This is a genomic window from Haloarchaeobius amylolyticus, assembly GCF_042678045.1.
In the GTDB taxonomy this organism is placed as follows: Archaea; Halobacteriota; Halobacteria; order Halobacteriales; family Natrialbaceae; genus Natrinema; species Natrinema amylolyticus_A.
The window spans coordinates 206,375-225,125 of record NZ_JBHUDI010000009.1 but is presented as its reverse complement, the minus strand read 5'-3'; the positions used below and the strand labels follow the sequence as shown (position 1 = coordinate 225,125).

Annotated in this window: 19 protein-coding genes; 9 read left to right on the top strand and 10 right to left on the bottom strand. The window is 63.5% G+C overall.

The window, feature by feature from the left end:
• Nucleotides 1-128: 128 nt before the first annotated feature.
• Complete coding sequence (pyrI, locus tag ACFR99_RS14800) at nucleotides 129-617, bottom strand: aspartate carbamoyltransferase regulatory subunit (protein ID WP_390288676.1); 489 nt, start codon at nucleotides 615-617, stop codon at nucleotides 129-131.
• A complete protein-coding gene (gene pyrB / locus ACFR99_RS14795) occupies nucleotides 610-1,551 on the bottom strand; it encodes an aspartate carbamoyltransferase (RefSeq protein ID WP_390288674.1) in 942 nt (313 codons plus the stop codon). Before pyrB ends, pyrI begins: the two co-directional genes overlap by 8 nt.
• Before the next feature lie 169 nt (nucleotides 1,552-1,720).
• Between pyrB and ACFR99_RS14790 the strand changes: the two genes are divergently transcribed.
• Complete coding sequence (locus tag ACFR99_RS14790; RefSeq protein ID WP_390288672.1) at nucleotides 1,721-2,344, top strand: RAD55 family ATPase; 624 nt, start codon at nucleotides 1,721-1,723, stop codon at nucleotides 2,342-2,344.
• Between the two features lie 23 nt (nucleotides 2,345-2,367).
• On the opposite strand, the gene ACFR99_RS14785 is transcribed toward ACFR99_RS14790, so the two are convergent.
• Together ACFR99_RS14785 and ACFR99_RS14780 are read right to left on the bottom strand one after the other, a co-directional pair.
• On the bottom strand, nucleotides 2,368-3,360 hold the full coding sequence (locus ACFR99_RS14785; protein WP_390288670.1) for a DUF7972 family membrane protein: 993 nt from the start codon (nucleotides 3,358-3,360) through the stop codon (nucleotides 2,368-2,370).
• Between the two features lie 102 nt (nucleotides 3,361-3,462).
• A complete protein-coding gene (locus ACFR99_RS14780; protein WP_390288668.1) occupies nucleotides 3,463-4,428 on the bottom strand; it encodes an FKBP-type peptidyl-prolyl cis-trans isomerase in 966 nt (321 codons plus the stop codon).
• A gap of 88 nt (nucleotides 4,429-4,516) precedes the next feature.
• On the opposite strand from ACFR99_RS14780, the gene cyaB reads away from it, so the two are divergent.
• The 4 genes from cyaB (at nucleotide 4,517) to ACFR99_RS14760 (ending at nucleotide 9,045) form a co-directional block, all read left to right on the top strand.
• The gene (gene cyaB / locus ACFR99_RS14775; RefSeq protein ID WP_390288666.1) at nucleotides 4,517-5,059 is read left to right on the top strand and encodes a class IV adenylate cyclase; all 543 of its coding nucleotides are present in this window, start codon (nucleotides 4,517-4,519) and stop codon (nucleotides 5,057-5,059) included.
• Nucleotides 5,060-5,165: 106 nt separating this feature from the next.
• Complete coding sequence (locus tag ACFR99_RS14770) at nucleotides 5,166-6,371, top strand: methionine adenosyltransferase (protein ID WP_390288664.1); 1,206 nt, start codon at nucleotides 5,166-5,168, stop codon at nucleotides 6,369-6,371.
• A gap of 154 nt (nucleotides 6,372-6,525) precedes the next feature.
• A complete protein-coding gene (locus ACFR99_RS14765; RefSeq protein WP_390288662.1) occupies nucleotides 6,526-7,785 on the top strand; it encodes an MFS transporter in 1,260 nt (419 codons plus the stop codon).
• An 81-nt stretch (nucleotides 7,786-7,866) separates the two neighbouring features.
• Nucleotides 7,867-9,045, top strand: a complete 1,179-nt coding sequence (locus ACFR99_RS14760) for a tRNA sulfurtransferase (RefSeq protein WP_390288660.1) — start codon at nucleotides 7,867-7,869, stop codon at nucleotides 9,043-9,045.
• A 159-nt stretch (nucleotides 9,046-9,204) separates the two neighbouring features.
• Here the strand turns inward: ACFR99_RS14760 and citE are convergent, their stop codons facing one another.
• The 5 genes from citE to glmS are packed head-to-tail and all read right to left on the bottom strand — an operon-like array spanning nucleotide 9,205 to nucleotide 14,523.
• Nucleotides 9,205-10,248: an L-malyl-CoA/beta-methylmalyl-CoA lyase gene (citE, locus tag ACFR99_RS14755; protein WP_390288658.1), complete on the bottom strand. Its 1,044-nt coding sequence runs from the start codon at nucleotides 10,246-10,248 to the stop codon at nucleotides 9,205-9,207.
• Between the two features lie 47 nt (nucleotides 10,249-10,295).
• Nucleotides 10,296-11,357, bottom strand: coding sequence for a 2-methylfumaryl-CoA hydratase (gene mch, locus ACFR99_RS14750; protein WP_390288656.1), 1,062 nt, complete (start codon nucleotides 11,355-11,357; stop codon nucleotides 10,296-10,298).
• A complete protein-coding gene (locus ACFR99_RS14745) occupies nucleotides 11,350-12,624 on the bottom strand; it encodes a methylaspartate ammonia-lyase (RefSeq protein WP_390288654.1) in 1,275 nt (424 codons plus the stop codon). Before ACFR99_RS14745 ends, mch begins: the two co-directional genes overlap by 8 nt.
• A gap of 2 nt (nucleotides 12,625-12,626) precedes the next feature.
• Nucleotides 12,627-14,060, bottom strand: coding sequence for a methylaspartate mutase subunit E (locus ACFR99_RS14740; RefSeq protein ID WP_390288652.1), 1,434 nt, complete (start codon nucleotides 14,058-14,060; stop codon nucleotides 12,627-12,629).
• 7 nt (nucleotides 14,061-14,067) lie between these two features.
• Nucleotides 14,068-14,523 (bottom strand): methylaspartate mutase subunit S, encoded by a 456-nt coding sequence (gene glmS / locus ACFR99_RS14735; RefSeq protein ID WP_390288650.1) that lies wholly within the window; start codon nucleotides 14,521-14,523, stop codon nucleotides 14,068-14,070.
• A gap of 163 nt (nucleotides 14,524-14,686) precedes the next feature.
• Between glmS and mct the strand changes: the two genes are divergently transcribed.
• Together mct and ACFR99_RS14725 are read left to right on the top strand one after the other, a co-directional pair.
• Nucleotides 14,687-15,862, top strand: a complete 1,176-nt coding sequence (gene mct, locus ACFR99_RS14730) for a succinyl-CoA:mesaconate CoA-transferase (protein WP_390288648.1) — start codon at nucleotides 14,687-14,689, stop codon at nucleotides 15,860-15,862.
• Nucleotides 15,863-16,281: 419 nt separating this feature from the next.
• Nucleotides 16,282-16,692: a DUF7475 family protein gene (locus ACFR99_RS14725; protein WP_390288646.1), complete on the top strand. Its 411-nt coding sequence runs from the start codon at nucleotides 16,282-16,284 to the stop codon at nucleotides 16,690-16,692.
• 233 nt (nucleotides 16,693-16,925) lie between these two features.
• On the opposite strand, the gene ACFR99_RS14720 is transcribed toward ACFR99_RS14725, so the two are convergent.
• On the bottom strand, nucleotides 16,926-17,105 hold the full coding sequence (locus ACFR99_RS14720; RefSeq protein ID WP_390288644.1) for a hypothetical protein: 180 nt from the start codon (nucleotides 17,103-17,105) through the stop codon (nucleotides 16,926-16,928).
• 456 nt (nucleotides 17,106-17,561) lie between these two features.
• Here ACFR99_RS14720 and ACFR99_RS14715 point away from each other — a divergent pair, with 456 nt between their 5' ends.
• Together ACFR99_RS14715 and ACFR99_RS14710 are read left to right on the top strand one after the other, a co-directional pair.
• A complete protein-coding gene (locus ACFR99_RS14715; RefSeq protein ID WP_390288642.1) occupies nucleotides 17,562-17,894 on the top strand; it encodes a DUF5785 family protein in 333 nt (110 codons plus the stop codon).
• Between the two features lie 75 nt (nucleotides 17,895-17,969).
• Nucleotides 17,970-18,740 carry a GTP cyclohydrolase III gene (locus tag ACFR99_RS14710; RefSeq protein WP_390288640.1) on the top strand — a complete coding sequence of 257 codons (771 nt, stop codon included), beginning with the start codon at nucleotides 17,970-17,972 and terminating at the stop codon, nucleotides 18,738-18,740.
• Nucleotides 18,741-18,751: the final 11 nt, after the last annotated feature.

The following is an 18,751-nucleotide window of genomic DNA, read 5'->3' as shown; positions in this document are numbered from 1 at the left end:
GAACGGCGACAACGAACAGGGCGAGTACGATCTTGACGGTACGTGACATGTACGGTTAAAAGTTGGTTGGCAAATACTTAGGTATTCTGGATGGTCATCTCGGCGAGAAAACAGACCGACCGGCAGTCTCAGGTGTCGATCAGCGACGCGATCTCCTCGCGGACGATCGTCCCACAGTATGCACAGCGCACCCCGTCCTCGAGGACCGTAAACCGAGAGGTGACGGGCTCGCCGCTCGTCGTAATACAGCCGGCGTTGGGACAGGAGAGGACGCCCTCGACGACGCCGGGCCGTTCGACGCGGTGTTTCTCGACGACGTCGAAGTCCCGGACGATGTTGATCGTCGCGTCCGGCGCGATCAGCGAGAGGACGTCGACCTCGTCCTGGCTCAGTTCGCGTCCCTCGACCTTGACGATGTCCTTGCGCGCGAGCCGGTCGGACGGGACGTTCATCCCGACCGAGACCTCTTCGCCCTCGCTGCCGTCGATGCCCAGGATTGCGAGGACGTTCAGCGCCTGCCCGCCGCGGACGTGATCGATCACGGTCCCGTCACGGATCTTGCTGACCCGCAGTTCGTGCTCGTCGTTTCCGTCGTGGTGGTCGTGATCGTTACTCATCAGCCTCACCCCCGATCGCTTTGTCGTCGCTCAACAGGAGGTCCAGCAACGCCATCCGGACCGGGACGCCGTTGTGGGCCTGCTCGAAGTAGGCCGCGTGCTCGGTCGCGTCGATCTCGGGCGCGATCTCGTCGACGCGGGGCAGAGGGTGCATGATCGTCAGGTCGTCGCTCGCGGCCTCGAGCGTCTCGGCGTCGATCTGGTACTCGCCAGCGACCTTCTGGTACTCGTTCTCGTCGGGGAACCGCTCGCGCTGGATCCGCGTGACATAGAGGACGTCCAGCGAGGGCAGGATCTCTTCTAAGGAGTCGTGTTCGCGGATCCCTGGTGCATCCTGCTGGTGGAGGTCGTAGACGACCTCTCGCGGTAACTGGAGGCTCTCCGGACTGATGAAGTGCTGGTGGGCGTCGAAGTTCGTCAGTGCGTAGGCCAGTGAGTGGACGGTTCGGCCGTACTTCAGGTCACCCATGATGCCGATCGTCAGATCGTCTAATCCGGCGTTCTCCCGGATCGTGTAGAGATCGAGCATCGTCTGTGTCGGGTGCTGGCCCGCCCCGTCTCCCGCGTTGACCAGCGGGACGTCGACGAACTCGCTGGCCATCGTGGCCGCGCCCTCCTTGGGATGGCGCAAGACCAGCGCGTCGGCATACCCCTCGATGACGCGGACGGTGTCTGCGAGCGTCTCTCCCTTCTTGACGCTCGAGGACTCGATCGAGCCCATGTCGACGACGTCGCCGCCGAGGCGTTTCATCGCGGTCTCGAAGCTCATTTTCGTCCGCGTGCTCGGCTCGAAAAAGAGCAGTCCGAGCAACGTCCCGGCGTGACGGTCGGCGACGGCCGACGGGTCGTCGTCGATTTCGGCCGCGTAATCGAGGATGGTCTCGATGTCCGCCCGCGAGAATTGTTTGCTCGTGATGAGGTGATCGTGGCGCATTCGTTCGTGTAGGCTTTGGCGTGCCCCTTGAATCTCTCCATTCGAGGCGGCGAGCGAGACCACACACGAGCGATGACGAACGAGCGACGGTCTTGTGTAGCTTGCTACCGCAGGCCATGATACTAACGCAAAGAGTTATACAGGCACTACAGCAATTGGTTACAATTGTATGGTCGGTCGGCTGGATACCGGAATCAGCGTGCTCGATCGCAAACTCGACGGTGGACTGCCGCCGGGGTGTCTCGTCGCGTTTGCTGCCGAGCCTGCCAGCCAGTCCGAACTCCTCCTCTACGAACTCACGGCCGCACGAGGAACGCTGTATCTCTCGACTGAACGCTCCGACGACGCTGTCCGCCACGCGATCGAGACCTCCCCGTCCTCGGTCGGCAGCCCCACGGTCAGACACGTCACGAGCGACACCCCTCTCGAGGAGGCGACGCGGCTCGTCGGCGCGCTCCCCGACGGTGCCAATCTCATCATCGATACGATGGACGTCTTAGAACGGACCGACACGAACGACTACGTCGACTTCCTCAACGAGCTCAAGTCCACGATGCTCGAGACCGGTAGTATCGCCATGCTCCACTGTCTGAAAGGCGACGAGCCAGCGAATCGGACACGGACGTATCACGCCGCCGATGCCGTCTTCGATCTCCGGACCGAGATCGCCGGCACCGAACTCGAGAACCACCTGACGATCCCCAAGTTCCGCGGCGGCCGCCAGCCGACCGACGCGATCAAACTCGAGTTGACCGAAGAGGTGGCGATCGACACGAGCCGCGACATCGCGTGATCGCGCCACCGACTCTCGTCCGATCAGACCTCCTGTTCAGGCGTCGTAAACGGCGTGATCGCAGCGGTCCGTTCGGTGACCGTCACCATTCGCAGGATATACGCAAAGAGAACTGAGAGCGGTAGCATGCCGATCGTCACGACGAGCGAAAAGCCGAACACGCGGGCCGGCTGACTGAGGCCCTGTCCGGACCCGACGGTGAGAACGAATAGCGTTGCGATCGCGACGCCCACGGCGGGCAAGCCCGTGTAAAACAGGTAGCGCGAGAGCCGGGAGAGTTCGACCTGCAAGTACACCGATTTGAAATATTGTCGGGCAATGTCGAGTTCGCGCAGTCGGTCGAGCACGTCGTCGATCGCTGAATCGGTTTCCTCGGGCAGGGACGCGCCATACGCCCGACGGACCTCCTCGAGTCGACGGACTTCGTGGGCGAAATTGGTCTCGAGCATCGTCGAGAGCGTGTTGAAGATCCCGGAATCGGATTCCTGGATGAGTCGGTCGATCAGGTCGAACTCGCCGGTAAGCGCGGTGATGACGCCGTCGATCTCATCGTAAACATCAGCCGGCAGCGTGCCCGCGGCGATGCCGCCGAGTCGCTGGGCGTCCTGTCGGGCGCTCTCGATGACGAGCCGGAGAAACCCCGACGGTTCCGCCGGCGCGACCTGATTCGTCACCGCCTCGACCTCCTGCCGAAAGTCGACGGTCGCCTCGATCTCCGACTCGAGTTCGCCCGGGGACTGCAACTCCCGGGAGAGCAACAGTTGATTGATCGAGACGACGACCGTAATTAGCGTCAGGTTCCCCGATATCAGTCTGCTAAGCGCGTAAAACAACGGCTGCATATCGACGAGCGGGGCGACATTGATCATCGAAAGCGCCAGTGTCGCCAGTCCGAACGCAATCGCGACGCCGACCGCGATCGAAATCCGGTTGCCATTGAGGAGAACCCACTGCTTGATCGCTGCCAGTCTCGATTGCGTCTGCGACGCTGCGGTATCGGTCGTCGAATCGACCATCGTCTACGCCGACGTACGCTCCTGTGGGCGAAAAATCCGGTCCGCGCACGTTCGTGCTCGTCAGTACCGGTTACACAAACGGCCAGAAACGGCAGCGTCGCGTTATTCTTCGGCGCCTTCGAGCTCTTCGACGATCTCGTCGGCATCGACGTCGGCGTCCTCGAGGGCCTCCTCGATGTCGCCGCCGCCCATACCGCCCATGCCGCCCATCATACCGCCCATGCCCATGCCACCCATGCCGTCGATGACTTCCTGGACGATGACGCGGTCGACACCGACCTTCTCGATGATGTCCTGGCCGATCTGCTGTTTGCCCATCATCCACTGCTGGTTCATCGTCATCTGGGGCGTGGCCTCGAGGTAGAGCGTCTCCTTCTCGACGGTTTCGGTCTCGAACTCGGGCTCGTCGTCCTCGTCGTCTTCGTCGGGCTCGACGGGGACTTCCTCTTCGACTTCGTCCGTCTCGATCCAGAGTTCGGGCTCCATCCCGAGGTACATCTCGAAGAGACCGGCGGCCTGCTGTTCGCGGTCGTCGACGACGTCGAGGATCTCGTACTCGTACTCGACGTCGTCACCAGCCAGCGGGTGGTTGAAGTCGACGCGGGCGCGGCCGCCGATGATCGTGCTGATGTAGCCCTGCTGGCCCTCGATCGTCACGTTCGCACCGGGGTAGCGGTCGTCCTCGTCGATCTTCTCTGCGCTGACGGTCTGGACGTTGTCCGGGTCGTACTCGCCGAAGGCGTCCTCGGCGGGGATCGTCACGGAGCCGGCGTCGCCGGGTTCGGAGCCGATGAGTGCGTCCTCGACGCCCTCGAAGATGTGGCCCTCGCCCAGAACGATCGTTCGCGGCTTGAACTCCTGACCCTGGTCGTCGACACCCTCTTCCTCGGCGACCTCGGGGTCGGTCGTGTCGACCAGCTGTTCGTCCTCGACGGTGTAGGCGGTGTAGTCGAGTTCGACGAAGTCGCCTTCCTGAAGCCCCTCGGCTTCGTCGGCGGCTTCGTCGGCTACTTCTTCGTCGACGTCATCGGCCTGCTCGTCGAGCTCGGCCTCTTGATCCTCAGTCATACGTTGTACGTCCGCCCGTCTACATTTAAGTACGACGTTTTCGAGCGAGAGCGACCGATACTTACGAGCCCCGTCCGTCCCCACGGGCATGTACGAGGTCGAAGTGAAGGTTCCTGCCGAGCTCGGGGTCGTCCGTGACCGCCTCGAGGCGCTCGAGGCGGCGCGGGTGGGCTCGGTCGTGCAAGCGGACACCTACTACAACGCGCCACATCGCGATTTCGCCGAGACCGACGAGGCATTACGGATTCGCTCGGAGCGATCCGACGACGGCACCGAGGAGACCCGCGTTACCTACAAGGGGCCGCTCGTCGACGAGGAGACGAAGACCCGCGAGGAGTTCGAAACCGGGATCGAAGACGACGAGACGATCGACGCCATCCTGACGAGTCTCGACTTCGAGCCCACCGCAACCGTCCGCAAGGACCGCGAGCGCTTCTCGCTCGATGGGTACACCGTCACCCTCGATTCGGTCGACGGCGTCGGCGAGTACGTCGAGGTCGAGACCGAGGTCGCGGGCGAATCGGATCTCGAGGCAGCTCGCGAGGGTGCCTACGACGTTCTCGAACGGCTGGAACTCGATCCCGACGACCAATTACGGACGTCGTATCTGGGTCTGCTGCTCGAGTCCTAATCGACCGACATCCCTCGGTTCGCGGGCGGTCGGATAACCACCAAGCATTTTCTGACCCATATCTGTTTCCGCAAGTTATAGAACCTCGCTCGCTCAAGTGCCGACAATGAGCGAGCGGAACATTCGGATCGAATCTATCGACCGGCAAGCGGTCGAAGATCAGGAGGTCGAAATCGTCGAACGAAAGGGGATCGGTCATCCCGACTCCATCTGTGACGGGATCGCCGAGAGCGTCGCCGGGGCGCTCGCCCGCGAGTACATCGACCGCGTCGGCGAAGTGTTGCACTTCAACACCGACGAGACACAACTCGTCGCAGGCGAAGCCGCACCCGCCTTCGGCGGTGGCGAGGTCGTCGACCCCATCTATCTCCTGATCGTCGGCCGCGCGACCAAACACTACGACGGTCAGGCCATCCCCGCCGAGACCATCGCACTGCGGGCCGCTCGCGAGTACCTCGAGTCCGAGATTCCGCAACTGACGGTCGGCGAGGACATCGTCGTCGACGTCAAACTCGGCGAAGGCAGCGGCGACCTGCAGGAGGTCTTCGGGGAAGACGAAGTGAGCGTCCCGATGGCAAACGACACGAGTTTCGGCGTCGGCCACGCGCCGCTGACCGAAACCGAGCAGATCGTCCTCGAGGCCGAGCGCCGGCTGAACGGTGAGTACGCCGACGCAAACCCCGAACTCGGTCCGGACGTGAAGATCATGGGCAAGCGCGAGGGCGACACGATCGACGTTACCGTCGCCGCAGCGATGGTCGACGAGTACATCGCGGACATGGACGCCTACGTCGAGGCCGTCGAGTCCGTCCGCGAGTTCGTCGCGGGCGTCGCCCGCGAGCACACCGACCGCGAGGTCAACGTCCACGTCAACACGGCCGACGACTACGAGGAAGGGTCGATCTACCTGACGGTCACCGGCACGTCCGCCGAGCAGGGCGACGACGGCTCCGTCGGCCGAGGCAACCGCGCCAACGGGCTCATCACGCCCAACCGCTCGATGTCGATGGAAGCCACCAGCGGGAAGAACCCGGTCAACCATATCGGGAAGATCTATAACCTCCTCTCGACGGAGATCGCCGAGAGCGTCGTCGACGAGGTCGACGACATCCGCGACCTGCGCGTCCGACTGCTCTCCCAGATCGGCCGCCCGATCGACCAGCCCCACGTCGCCGACGTCCACCTCGTCACCGACGACGGCGTCGCGGTCTCCGACGTCGAGGCCGATGTCGAAGCGATCGTCGACCGGGAACTCGCCGACGTCACCGAGATCACTCGCAGTGTGATCGAGGGCGACCTCACGACGTTCTGAGCCGGTTTCGGGCGCGTTTTCGGCGCCGTCCGACCCACCACGTCGGTCCGAAACCGCACGGCTGGCCTGGTGTCGGAATACTTATACAGTGTGCTCATGTCCAGCGGTACGAACCGAGAGCGTATCTGATGTCGACGCAAACCGGTGAGTAGCAGTGTCCGACTCGAGTCGTCGCTCTACCGACCGTTCCGTCGTCTACGCCGTCGTCGCGAGTACCTTCTTCGTCGGCTTCGGCGGCGGGGTCGTCTTTCCGATCCTGCCGAACCTCGGCGAGGTGCTGGGGATTTCGGCGTTCATGGTCGGCGTTATTCTCTCGGCGAACCGCTGGACCCGGCTGTTCGCGAACGCGCCGGCCGGCGTGCTCGTCGATCGAATCGGCACCCGAAAACCGTTCGTCGCGGGGCTGGCCATCGAGGGAGCCGCGACCGCGGGCTACGTGGTCGCGATCACCTCTGCGATGCCGGAGTTCTGGTTCGTCCTCGCCCGGATCATGTGGGGGATCGGCAGCGCGCTCGTGTTCGCGACGGCGTATACGATCACCGCCGACGTCAGCGAGGCCAGCTCGCGCGGGACGAGCATGGGGATCGTCCGCGCCGGAATCACGTTCGGCTTCCCCGCTGGCATGGTGCTGGGCGGGATCGTCAGCGAAGTCTACAGCAACGCCACGGCGTTCGTCCTCGCGGCCGCCTTCGCCGGTCTCGCGAGCATCATTGCGTACTTCATCGTCCCCGAAACGCACGTCGACAGCCCGGACTCCTCGATCAAACCCTGGGACGTCGAGACGACCCTGCCCGCACTGACCATCGGGATAGTCAACTTCGGACTCTATTTCGCGTACTTCGGCGTGCTCTTCTCGACGCTCGTGTTGTACCTCGAGGTCGAGTCGATGACGCTCGCGCTCGATGTGGCCGGATTCGGCATCGATTACGGCGAACAGGGAACTTCCGGCCTGCTGATGGCCGTTTCGGCGCTTTCGGGAGCCGTCTTCACGATCTCCGGCGGGAAGATAAGCGACAGCGTCGGCGCTCGCGTGCCGATCCTGCTGGTCTTCCTCGTGACGAGCTGCGTCGGGTTCGCAGTCCTGACGCTTGCACCGTCGCTCGGCATCGTCGTCGGCGGCTGTGTGCTGATCGGCGCGGGACAGGGTGGCGTCGGCGGTCCCCTGACTGCCCTGTTGGCGGACCTTACGCCCGAAGATCGAATGGGGCGGGCGATGGGGACCAACAACGTCTTCGGCGACGTCGGCGGTGCGCTCGGCCCGCTGATCTCGCTGCCTTTTGCTAGCGCGATCGGCTTCGACGTGCTCTACGCGCTCAGCGCCATCATTCCGCTGCTGGCTGGCGTGGTGCTTGTCGTCGGAATATACACCTACACCGGCAGTCTGAGTCCGACGGTCGAGGAGTCGATCGTCTGAGGCAGCGGGTCTGCTCTCGTCCGCTCGAGACTGATACGCACCTCGTAACCCCCTTATAGCCACAATCATCTATCACAGTCCATGCACCCCCCGGGAGCCGACACCGTCCTCGTCCGTCATGGGGACGTTAACACCAAGAGCAACACCGTCAAGCGGTACATGGAGGGACTCCTCGTCGAGAACATCGAGGCCCTCCTCGTTGACCGCTCGATTCCCGGCGAGGTCGAGCGCCGGTGGAACCGGCCGCTGGTTCACACGACCGAGGACGCCGTCGCGGACGCGACCGACGCCGTCACGGACGTGTTCGGCGTCGTCTCCGCGAGCCCCGCCCTGACGGTTAGCACCGAAAAAGCACAGATTATCGAGGCCCTCGAAGAGACCGCCCGCGCGTGCTACGACGGCGGGACGTTCGCCGTCGACGCCCGTCGGGCGGACAAGACCCTCCCCTACGATAGCGAGGATCTGGCCCGCGAGGGCGGGGCCGCCATCTGGGAGGCCGTCGCCGACGAGTTCGAACCCGAAGTCGATCTCGACGATCCCGACCTCACCTTCGGCGTCGAGGTCCGCGAGGATGTGACCTTTATTTACCTCGAGACGGTCTCCGGACCGGGCGGACTGCCGCTTGGCTCGCAGGAACCGGTGATCGCGCTCGTCAGCGGCGGCATCGATTCGCCGGTCGCGGCCTACGAGATGATGCGCCGCGGGAGCCCCGTCGTCCCGGCTTACGTCGATCTCGGTGATTACGGCGGCATCGATCACGAGGCCCGCGCCATGGAGACCGTCCGGATCCTCTCGAAGTACGCGCCCAACTTCGACATGCAGGTCTACCGGATTCCGGGCGGTGAGACGGTGGACCTGCTGGTCAGCGAGATGGAACAGGGCCGGATGCTCTCCTTGCGCCGCTTCTTCTACCGCGCCGCAGAGACGCTCGCCGACCGCGTCAACGCCAACGCCATCGTCACTGGCGAGGCAGCCGGCCAGAAGTCCAGCCAGACCGTCCGCAACCTCGGGGTTACCAGCCGCGCCACACGGCTCCCGATCCACCGCCCACTGCTCACGTGGGACAAAGCAGACATCGTCGCGAAAGCCCGCGAGATCGGGACGTTCACCGATTCGACGATCGACGCCGGCTGCAACCGTGTTACCCCCAACCAGGTCGAGACGAACGCTCGTCTCGAGCCGCTGCTCGCGGCCGAACCCGACGACTTACTCGAGCGTGCCGAGGCCGCGGCCGCGGATGCGACGCTGGTTTCTCCCTGAGTCCGGGTCTGTAGTAACGGAAACCACTGACCACCGGTGCAGCTCCGTCGTGCGACCGAGCGTGCAGTACTGTTCAGCAGCTACGAGAGCCGATGCATCTTCGAGTTGCGCTACGCGCCGTAAAAAAGTCAGTGCACAATCAGCCGCCGATTGCGCGCGTTACGTGTACGACAGTTCGAGGTCGCGGGCGCGCTCGAGGAGGTCCTCGTCGTAGTACTCCTCGGTCTGGGCGGGTCGGGTCTCGTCGATCGCACGGACCTGCTGGACGGTGTTGCGGAACACCTTGAACGTCGCCTCGTCGACCATCTGCCCGTCGAGGGTGACCGCGCCGGTCCCTTCGGCTTTGGCCTCGTTGAAGCGCTCGATCTTGCTCACGTCGCGCTCGAGTTCCTCGGGCGTGGGCATGTGGATGGTGTTCGCCTGAATCGTCTGTTTGGGGTACAGCGACCAGGAGCCGTCGAGGCCGAGGTGGGCTTCGTGTTCGACCTGGTCAGCGTAGGCGTCGGCGTTGTAGTAGGTCAGGCCGGCGCGCTCCTTGAACAGGTCGTCGAAGGGGCCACCGATACAGAGCAGGTCGGCGGCGCTGGCTTCGTTCGAGAGGGCCTCGAGCAGGCCATCCCAGCGCGGGCGACCGTCGCCGAGGTCACGCGCACCGAGTTCGGCCGCATAGTCGACGGGACCGAAGACGAGCGCGGTAAGTCGGGACTCTTCGCCAAATTTCGAGATTTCGCGGAGATCCGAGCGGGCGCGACCGGTCTCGATGATGATCGAGAGTTTGATCGAGCCATCGGCGTAGCCGTGTTCGGCTTCTGCTTCCGCGACGGCTTCGGCGGCGCGTTTGACGTCCTCGACGCGACCGACCTTCGGGACGACGACGCCTTCGATTTCGTCGCCGATCTCGCCCACGAGCTGGTCGATCTGTTCGCGACCGCGGTTGCGGAACGACTCGTCCTCGTAGCTCCACTCGACGCGGGGCCAGATCTCGCCAGGGAAGTCGTACTCGGGAACGAGATCGATCGTGTTTTCGAGGCCCTCGTCTTTCATGTTCGGCGCGGTGCCGTCTTCCATATCGGGGACGAGCCAGTCGGGGGCCTGGAAGCCCTCGGCCTCGAGGCCCGAGCGCAGATACTTCGCGGAGTCGTCTTTCGGAACAGCAGCCGGTGCAGTCTGGAACGTACGGCAGAGTCGGATGTCGTCAGTCATGATTTGAATTGGTAGTCGTCTGCGGTCGTTTGTAACGATCGATCGTGTTAGTTAGAACGCTTTCGAATCTCGGCTGTTCGCGTTCCCGAGTAGACAGGTTCGTCGTCCTGGTTGAACGCGATGTGTTCGAAGGTGACGGTGCCGGCCTCGTCGCTCGAGGCGTCGTCCTCGGCCTCGAGGACGCGCGTGAAGGCGTAGACGGTGTCGCCAACGGCGACGAACGTGTGGAACGATTCGTCGTCGAAGCCGACTTCGCGCCAGGTCTGCTCGTCGGAGCGAGCGTGGCCAAGCGCCGTCGAGCGGGTCACGTCGCCGTAGGTGACGATATCGCCGGATGGCGAATCGGACATCACGTCGACGTTGTGGTGTTGTTTGGCCGTATTGAGCGTCGCCAGCGGCAGCGAGGCGACCGTGACATCGTCTTGCGTGCGGCCGCGTTCGTGACGGTAGGCGACGGCGGCGTTTTCGTCATCGGCTTCCTCGAGCGCCGCGACGAAGTCCTCGAAGTAGCCGCCTTCGGGGGTGATGAACTCCTCGGGGAGTTCGGGCTCGTCGTCTTCCTCGGCGGCCGCTGTGCCGCTGCCGTCGGTCGCGACGGGGTCGCGCCGCGGGATCATGTTCGTGCGCTCGTAGGAACACAGCACCTCGCCGGTCTCGGCATCTTTCCCGCGGGTGCGCCAGGAGACGATACCGTACTCGGGTCGAGAACTCGAGGTGGCCCGGTTGACGACCTCGCTCTCGACGTGGAGTTCAGTGCCGGTGTAGACCGGTGTGCCGGGGAACCGGACGTCGGTCCGACCGAGGAAGTAGCCACCCTTCTCACTGAGGTCCTCGACGGTGATACCGAGCGTCGCGGCAGTCAGGTAGTCGGGGTGGACCGGCGGCTCCTCGAAGCCCCGGGCCTCGGCGGCGTCGGTGCGCCAGTAGGCGGGGTCGTGGTTGAGCGTCTGGCCCATCCACTGCTCGTTGCCGAACTGGGTGAGCGTCAGGCCAGGGTCGTGCTCGATGATATCGCCTTCTTCGAAATCCTCGAAGCAGTTCCCCTTCTCTTTGGTCTCGACTTGCTCGAGTGCCTGTGCGAACGTGTCGGGATCGGTCCAATCAGTCATCTGCAGTCACCTCGTCGGTCTGTTGTGGCTGGTTGCGTGCTCGTCGCGCGATCGTTCGTCGCATCTCGTTTTCGACGATCATGTACCCCTCGTCGAAGCCCATACCGGGCTTTGCGAGCACCTGCGCGGCGTTCGTCGCGAGCGCGACGTGGGCGCAGGCACGTGCGGAGGTTTCCGTCTCGTTGCAGGTCCCACCGAGGTAGGCCCGCGTGTCGGTGCCCTCGCAGTAGCGGACCGCCTGTCCGCTGCGGTGGATGCCACCGAGGTCGGGTGTCTTCACCTGCACGACATCGGCCGCTTCGGCGTCGACGAACGCCTGCACGTCCTCGAAGGTGTTACACCACTCGTCGGCGACGATGTCGACACCGACGCCGGCGTCGTCGAGTCCCTCGCGGAGCTCGACCATCGCCCCGATCTGACCTTCGCGGTTGCCGACGTCCATCGGCCCCTCGATCTGAATCGGGTACGGTGCAGCGGCTTCCTCGAGTGCGGCGAAGTAGTCGACCACTTCGTCGCGATCGTAGGGTGCGCCGAAGATCTCGCCGATCATTCCGTAGACGTCGATGTGGAAGCGCGGGTCGTAGTCGTCGGGACCCAGTTCCTGGGAGCGCTCGACGAGCCACTCGACGTACTCGAGTAAGGTTTCGCCGTTCTCGCCGATCTTCTCGACGCTGTTGATGAGCGCGTGGGGCAGGACCGGCACACCCTTGATGAACATCTTCTCGGTGTTGGTGTAGCGGTCGTCACCGGACTGGCCGAAGACGGGGACCGGCTCCGTCGCGGGCTCGGTACCCAAGGCGTCGGCCATGACATCCGTCTTCGTCGTGTTCTCGGCTTCGGCGGCTGCGCCGAGTAGCGCCTGCGAGACACCGTAGCGAATCGCCGTGTGCAGGCGGTCGCCGTCGACCTCCATCTCCTCGAGCAGTTCTGCGTTGTCGAGGAAGTCGGTCGCGTCGCGGCCCTCGAGTTCGTCGGCGACGGGGCCTTCGATGACGGGGGCATACTCCTCGGCTTTGAACAGCGGGTCGCGCCCGCCAGCACCGGAGTACTGAACCGCGGCACAGTCGCCGCGGGCGACGGTCCCGTCTGCGAGTTCGACGTCGACGATGATCGACTCGCCGGCCTGGCGAATCTCGTCGAAGCCGTCGGTGACCGGCTCACCCTCGTAGGTGAAGCCGTCGTGTTCTGCTCCCTGCTTGATCGCGCGCTGGTCGTCGAAGAAGAACCCGGAGTAGCCGGGCGTGGCGTATATTCCTGTAATTTCCATTGTTAGACATCCCCCTGCGGGCGGCCGATGAGCTTTCCGTCGCTGATCGCGTCGACGTCGTCCGCGACCATCCGGAACGACTGGTCGCGGCCCTCGGTCGTGGCGCGTTGCGAGAGTCGAGCCTTGTGAATCTCCTTGATGTCGTCGTCCATCGCGAGGTCGGCCCACTCGAAGATGCGGACGCGACCGTCGTCGTCCCGCGCGGGCAGGACGGCACCTTTCGCGCTGTCGCTGGGTGCGAACGGCACGTCGAGCGCGCCGGAGTCGAAGGCCTTGAGCGTGCCCTGGACGACGTCGCCGTCGCCGTGTTCGAAGATCGTATCCATCAGACAGCGGGTCTCGCGTTCGATGAGGTCCTGTTCCTCCTCGATGCCGTCGATGTCGATCTTCTGCTCGATGGCCATGTCGATGACCTGGCGCGTGGTTCGCAGGCCCGAGGCGTTGGCCTCCTTGGTCGGGACCCCCTGGAACTCCTGGGGCGACTTGGTGATGACCTTGTCGGGCTGGGCGATGGCAGCGGTCATCCCGCCGAGGCTGATGACGCCGTTGGCGCGGGCCTCGTCCGGCGGGAACCCGCCCATCCACTCGTGGAAGACGGTCGTGACGACGACCTCGTCGGGCAGGTACTCGTTGCCCAGTTTCTTGAGGGCGTTCAGGGCGGCGACGTCTTGCACGACGTTCCCGACCTGTCCGTAGCCAAGCGTCAGCGAGCGCACGCCCTGGGTCGCGGCGAGCTTGCCCTCGACCAGCATGATCGCGATCGCGATCGACGGCGGCACCAGCGTGCCGGTCAGCGGGCCGAACGGCTCGCGGTTGATCCGAATGCCACGTTCGGTGTACGCTCCTGCGAGGCGGTCGACGAACTGCCACCGCTCGATAGTCTCCTCGAGTCCGTGGCGTTTCGTGTACGGAATGTTGTAGGAGATCGGGCCACCCTCGAAGCTCTGGAAACCGCCGGCGAAGGTGATCGCCGCCAGCAGTCGGGCGTCCGGCGTGCCGTGGCGGACCTCGATCGGCGCGTCGATCGCATCGATCAGCTTCCGGCAGCCGTCGACGCCGTGGTTGACGGCCGGGAAGCCGTTCAGGGTGTCGTCACCCGTCTCGCGGGCTTTCTCGAGCCCCTGCTGGGCCTTCTCGTACTCGTTGTCGCGCGTGTACGAGTCGATAGTCGTCGGCAAGAGATCCGCTTGCCCCTCCTTGTGGAGATATTCCAGGAGTTCGATCTGGTCGTCGAGCCGGGGCACACCGGCTCGCGGCTGCAAGAGCGGCTTGTCAGCCGACTCGAGGACGTCGGCGAATCGCTTGTGCTCGGGGAGCGATTCGTGGTACTCGATTGCTTCCTCGAAGTCGACGTCTGCCCCCGTCGGCCAGTTCGACCGGATCTCTTCGTCGATACGCTGTAGCTCGTCGGCTGGTATGCGTTCGTCTCGTATCATCTAGACATTAAGAACTAATAGTTGCGCGTTCCGACTCGGTCGGAGTGATCTCGAGGTCTTCGCGCAGCGCAGCGATCGCCTCTTCGGGATCGGTTTCGGAGTCGAAGACGCGATCGAAGCCGAGCTCCCGGAACGTCTTCCGGGTTTGCTCGAAGTCGTCCTGTCCGACAGCGAGGTTGCCGCCGATGTAGCTGACGGCATCGACACCCGCCTCTTCGAGGACGCTATGGAATCCCTGACAGTCCTGCTCGGCGTGGCCGTAGAGCGAGGAGACCAGTACAGCCTGTGCGTCGTGGGCTACCGCGGCTTCGGCGAACTCCTCCTGGGAGGTCTGGACGCCGAGGTTCACGACATCGAAGCCGGCTGCACTGAAGGCTTGCTCTAAGATTGTGATGCCAACGACGTGGGCATCGGAGCCAATCACGCCGAGGACGACCGTTTGGGACATCGTATGCAGAACCATGAGGAACGCGGGTATAAACTTAATGATCTTCCATGATAATATTCCTTAAAGATCCTATGAGTGTCTCAGTGACGAATGGTCACATTTCCCGTGTTATGGCAGGACAAACTTCATGATCGATGGTAAGGGTTTTGGGGATGGTTTCAGAAGAGGGCATACAGACATGGGAGCACTTTCCAACCTTCGCGTGCTAGATCTGACCCAGGTGCTGGCTGGGCCGTACTGCACGATGTTACTCGCGGACCTCGGTGCGGACGTCGTCAAGATCGAACGTCCCGGCGGTGACATGATCCGGTCGAATCCGCCGTTCGTTGACGACCCCGAGGAGGAGGCCTACGGTGGCTACTTCCAGAGCGTCAATCGCGGCAAAAAGAGCATCGAGCTGAACTTCCGCGAGGAGGAAGACCGCGAGGACTTCCTCTCGCTGGTCGAGGAAGCCGACATCGTCGTCGAGAACTATCGCTCGGGCACGATGGAGAAGTACGGCCTGGGCTACGAGACGCTCACAGAGTACAACGAGAACCTTATCTACTCCTCGATCCGTGGCTTTGGCGACCCGCGCACGGGCGAAACTGACCGCCAGGGCCAGCCCTCTTTCGACCTCATCGCACAGGCACTGGGCGGCGTCATGGAGACCACCGGCCAGCCCGACGGCCCGCCGACCAAGACCGGCCCCGGCGTCGGCGACCTCTTTACTGCGACGCTGAACTGTATCGGCATCCTGGCCGCGGTCAACCACCGCGAACAGACCGGCGAAGGCCAGTACGTCGACACCGGCATGTACGACTCGATGATCAGCTTCACCGAGCGGGCCATCTACCAGCAGTCGTACACCGGCGAAGCCCCCACCCGACGGGGCAACTCCCACCCGACGCTGTTTCCCTACAACGCCTTCGAGACCGACGACGGCTACGCTGTCATCGCCGCGTTCAACAACAACCACTGGGCGGAACTGTGCGACGTGATGGACCGCGAGGACCTGGCCGAGGACTACCCCACGACGCCCGAGCGCCTCGAGCACCGTGACGCGCTCCGCGAGGAAATCGCCGAGTGGACCCGCGCCCAGACCAACGACGAACTCGTCAGCAAGCTCGAGGGCCGTGTGCCGGCCGCGCCGGTTCAGACTACCGAGGAAATCTTCGACGACCCGCACGTCCACACGCGGGACATGCTCGTGCCGGTCGAACAGCCCGGTGCCGACACGGACGTCGAGATCGCGGGCAATCCGATCAAGATGACCGAGACGAACCCCAAACCCCGCGGTCGCGCGCCGCTGCTCGACGAGCACCGCGAGGAAGTGCTGGGTGAGAAAGCGGACGCCGAAACGGCCGACGACTAGTCCCGGGTGAGATCCGGTCCCGGCACACCAACACGACGACTCCCGGGCGGGTCGGCAGTGACTGATACGGTCTGCTGTCCCGATGTCCTGGCGGGTCCGCAGGACGAGTCGCAGATGCGCCAGCACTGATTGACAGGAGTCCGTATGAGAGCCGGTGGAACGACGTCCCGATCGTTTTGCCGTCGGTTTCTCCTGTTTCGTCGAAACCGCTCGCTGAGAGCGAGTTCGATGGTCGAGTCTCGGTCACACAGCCATGGAGCGTGCGCACTCCGCACAAATACTGCTGGTACTCTACAAAAATACAAGTACTATCTACTAATACTGCCGAGAGACTAGAAATCAATATAGAATCTAGCTATCGTTCCCGCAATATTAGAATCATAGCGCCACCAATCAAGCACCCGTCCAATATACCGGATATGTCTGCGCAATCGACGACGACAGGACAGAGCGACTCGCTGATCAGTCTGCCGTCGAATCCGGTCGGATATCTGGTCATACTCGCAGCCGTCATAACGGGGGTGCTCCACCTGGTGCTCGCCCCCCGGGCCATGGGATTCAATCAGATGATGGGGATCCTGTTCATCTTGAACGGGCTCGGCTTCCTTGGTGGAGTCGTCCTCTACCTAACTCCCTACTGGAATCAGACGCTCTATCTGGTTGCGGCGGCCTATGCGATCGCTACGATCGTCGCCCTATTCGTCTTCCAGGGGTTCAGCATCGAGGCGTTCTACATGGAGGGAAGCCTCAATCCGATGGCCGTCATTACGAAAGTCACCGAGGCGATCGTCGCCATCGGTGCGGTGTACCTGTACGCGAACACCTCGTAACGCGAGACCGACACATCAGTGTCGGCGACGACTGTTCGGGGGCTTCTGGAGCCACTGAACGTTACTACACCCCCGATCGCACGACGGGAGCGGGGGTTGGAGCGACGACGTGAACGAGAACCGCGGACGATGCGATCGGTGTGGATCGTTTCATACGGCCTGCTGTCACTGGTTCCCGGCGCGATCGCAGGACGGCTCGCGGTCGCGCCGGCACTGACGAACAGCAGTCCGTATCAGTTGTTACTATGGTCGTCCCGACAGAACCCGGGCGACACCGAACAGCCGCAGGGATTGGCCGACGCAGTCGTGGGGCCGGAGGCGGTGACGAACGCGACCGGTTCGCCACAGCGCGGACAGTCCGGCAGCGACGACGTTCGATCCTCGGCGTCGCTCGCCTCGGAGCCACTATACATCACGACCACGAGCGGTGCGCTGCTGTGGTGGTCTTCCGTCGGCTGTCGGGCGGTTCTGCTGTCGTGCGGGATGTTTATATCCCGGCAGAATGAACGCAATCATGGCTTGCAGCTCCTCTGCTGGGAGTGGAAGCCAGCCTCGGGTGCGCTGACACCCGGGGCATTTCGCTGCCCCACTCGTGGAGGCGGGATTCCGTTCTAATCGTTGACTGGTTTTGACTTATATCTACGTAATTCGGAGTGAAAGTGAACGTGGCCGCGTGGATGACTCGAGTGCCGGCGCGGACTCCCGGTCGGCAAGCGACTCGCCACAGCCCACGGCCGGCTCGTCGCCATGACAGGCGGTGTCGACGGCTGTACACGGATCGAACTGGCCGCTCTCGAACGTGTCGAGTACCGAGGACGCGACAGCGACAAGGAGTAATCCTTTTGCGGGTCCCCTGCACACGTCGGAGTATGAGCAACGATTGGCCAGTCGACCCTGACGGAGAGGAAGGCAGCGAGGGGATGCGCAAGTTCGACATGCGGATCATCGCGGACAAAGTCGACGAGGAGGAGGACTTCCCGCTCGATCGCAACGAGTTCGTCGACGAGTACGGCGACTACCCGATCCGGGTCAACCACGAGACGATCGTCGCCATGAGCGACATCTTCGACTACGTCGACGAGGACATCGACGAGTTCGAGACGATCCTCGACATGCACAAAGCCGTTGGGGACGCGATGCGCGCCGGGAACTTCTGGAAGTACCACCCGCAGGGCAAAGACCCCGAAAAGGTCCCCGCGTAACGCCGTTTTCCCCACCCCATCACGGAACTGGATTGCGTATCACTTATACGACGCCGTTCGAAAGAATCGCCCACAGTGACTAACACGCAGGTAACGCTCGTCCAGATCGACAACTACGGGCCGTGGACGGTGACCCCTGAACCGCGCCGGGAGGCCGACCTCCAGACTATGCAGTCCCGGCTGTACGCGGACATCTCCCAGTTCGTCGGTAACCGTGGCGGCTACACCTTCTTCACTCGCTTCGACAACATGATCGCCGTCACGAACGGCTGCTCGCTCGAGGATCACGCGCTCCTCCAGGAGTCGGTCGGCAATCGCTATCCAGTGACGCTCAGCCTCGGCGTCGCGACCGGCACGAACCCCGTGCAGGCGCTCGCCGACGCGACCGAACGCCTCCAGGAGGCCGGCAGCGCACAGGACAAACACCGCCGGGAGTGTCTCGAGGGTCGGACCATCGACGACGCCTACCGGGCCGACGACGACGTCCAGATCGCCCACTTCGACGTGATCAACGCCACCGGCAACTACACGGACGAACTCAACGCCTTCGACACCTTCATCGAGATCGAGCAGGGCTACGCCGAACTCATGCGTCACATGCGGTACGCCCACGATAGCCTCTCGTTTTTCGTCGGCGGCGACAACGTCATCGTCGTCTGTCCCGACCTCGAGGCCGCCGACTACGAGGAAGCCCTCGCCCACGTCGAGGAAGCCGTCGACGTCGAGATGCAGGTCGGCGTCGGCCGCGGGAAAAGCCCCCACGACGCTGGCTTCGCCGCGAAACACGCCCTCGAGACCTGCCGGGCCGACGGGACCCGGGTCGAACTCGAGTGGGAGACGGCCTGAGAACCGGAATT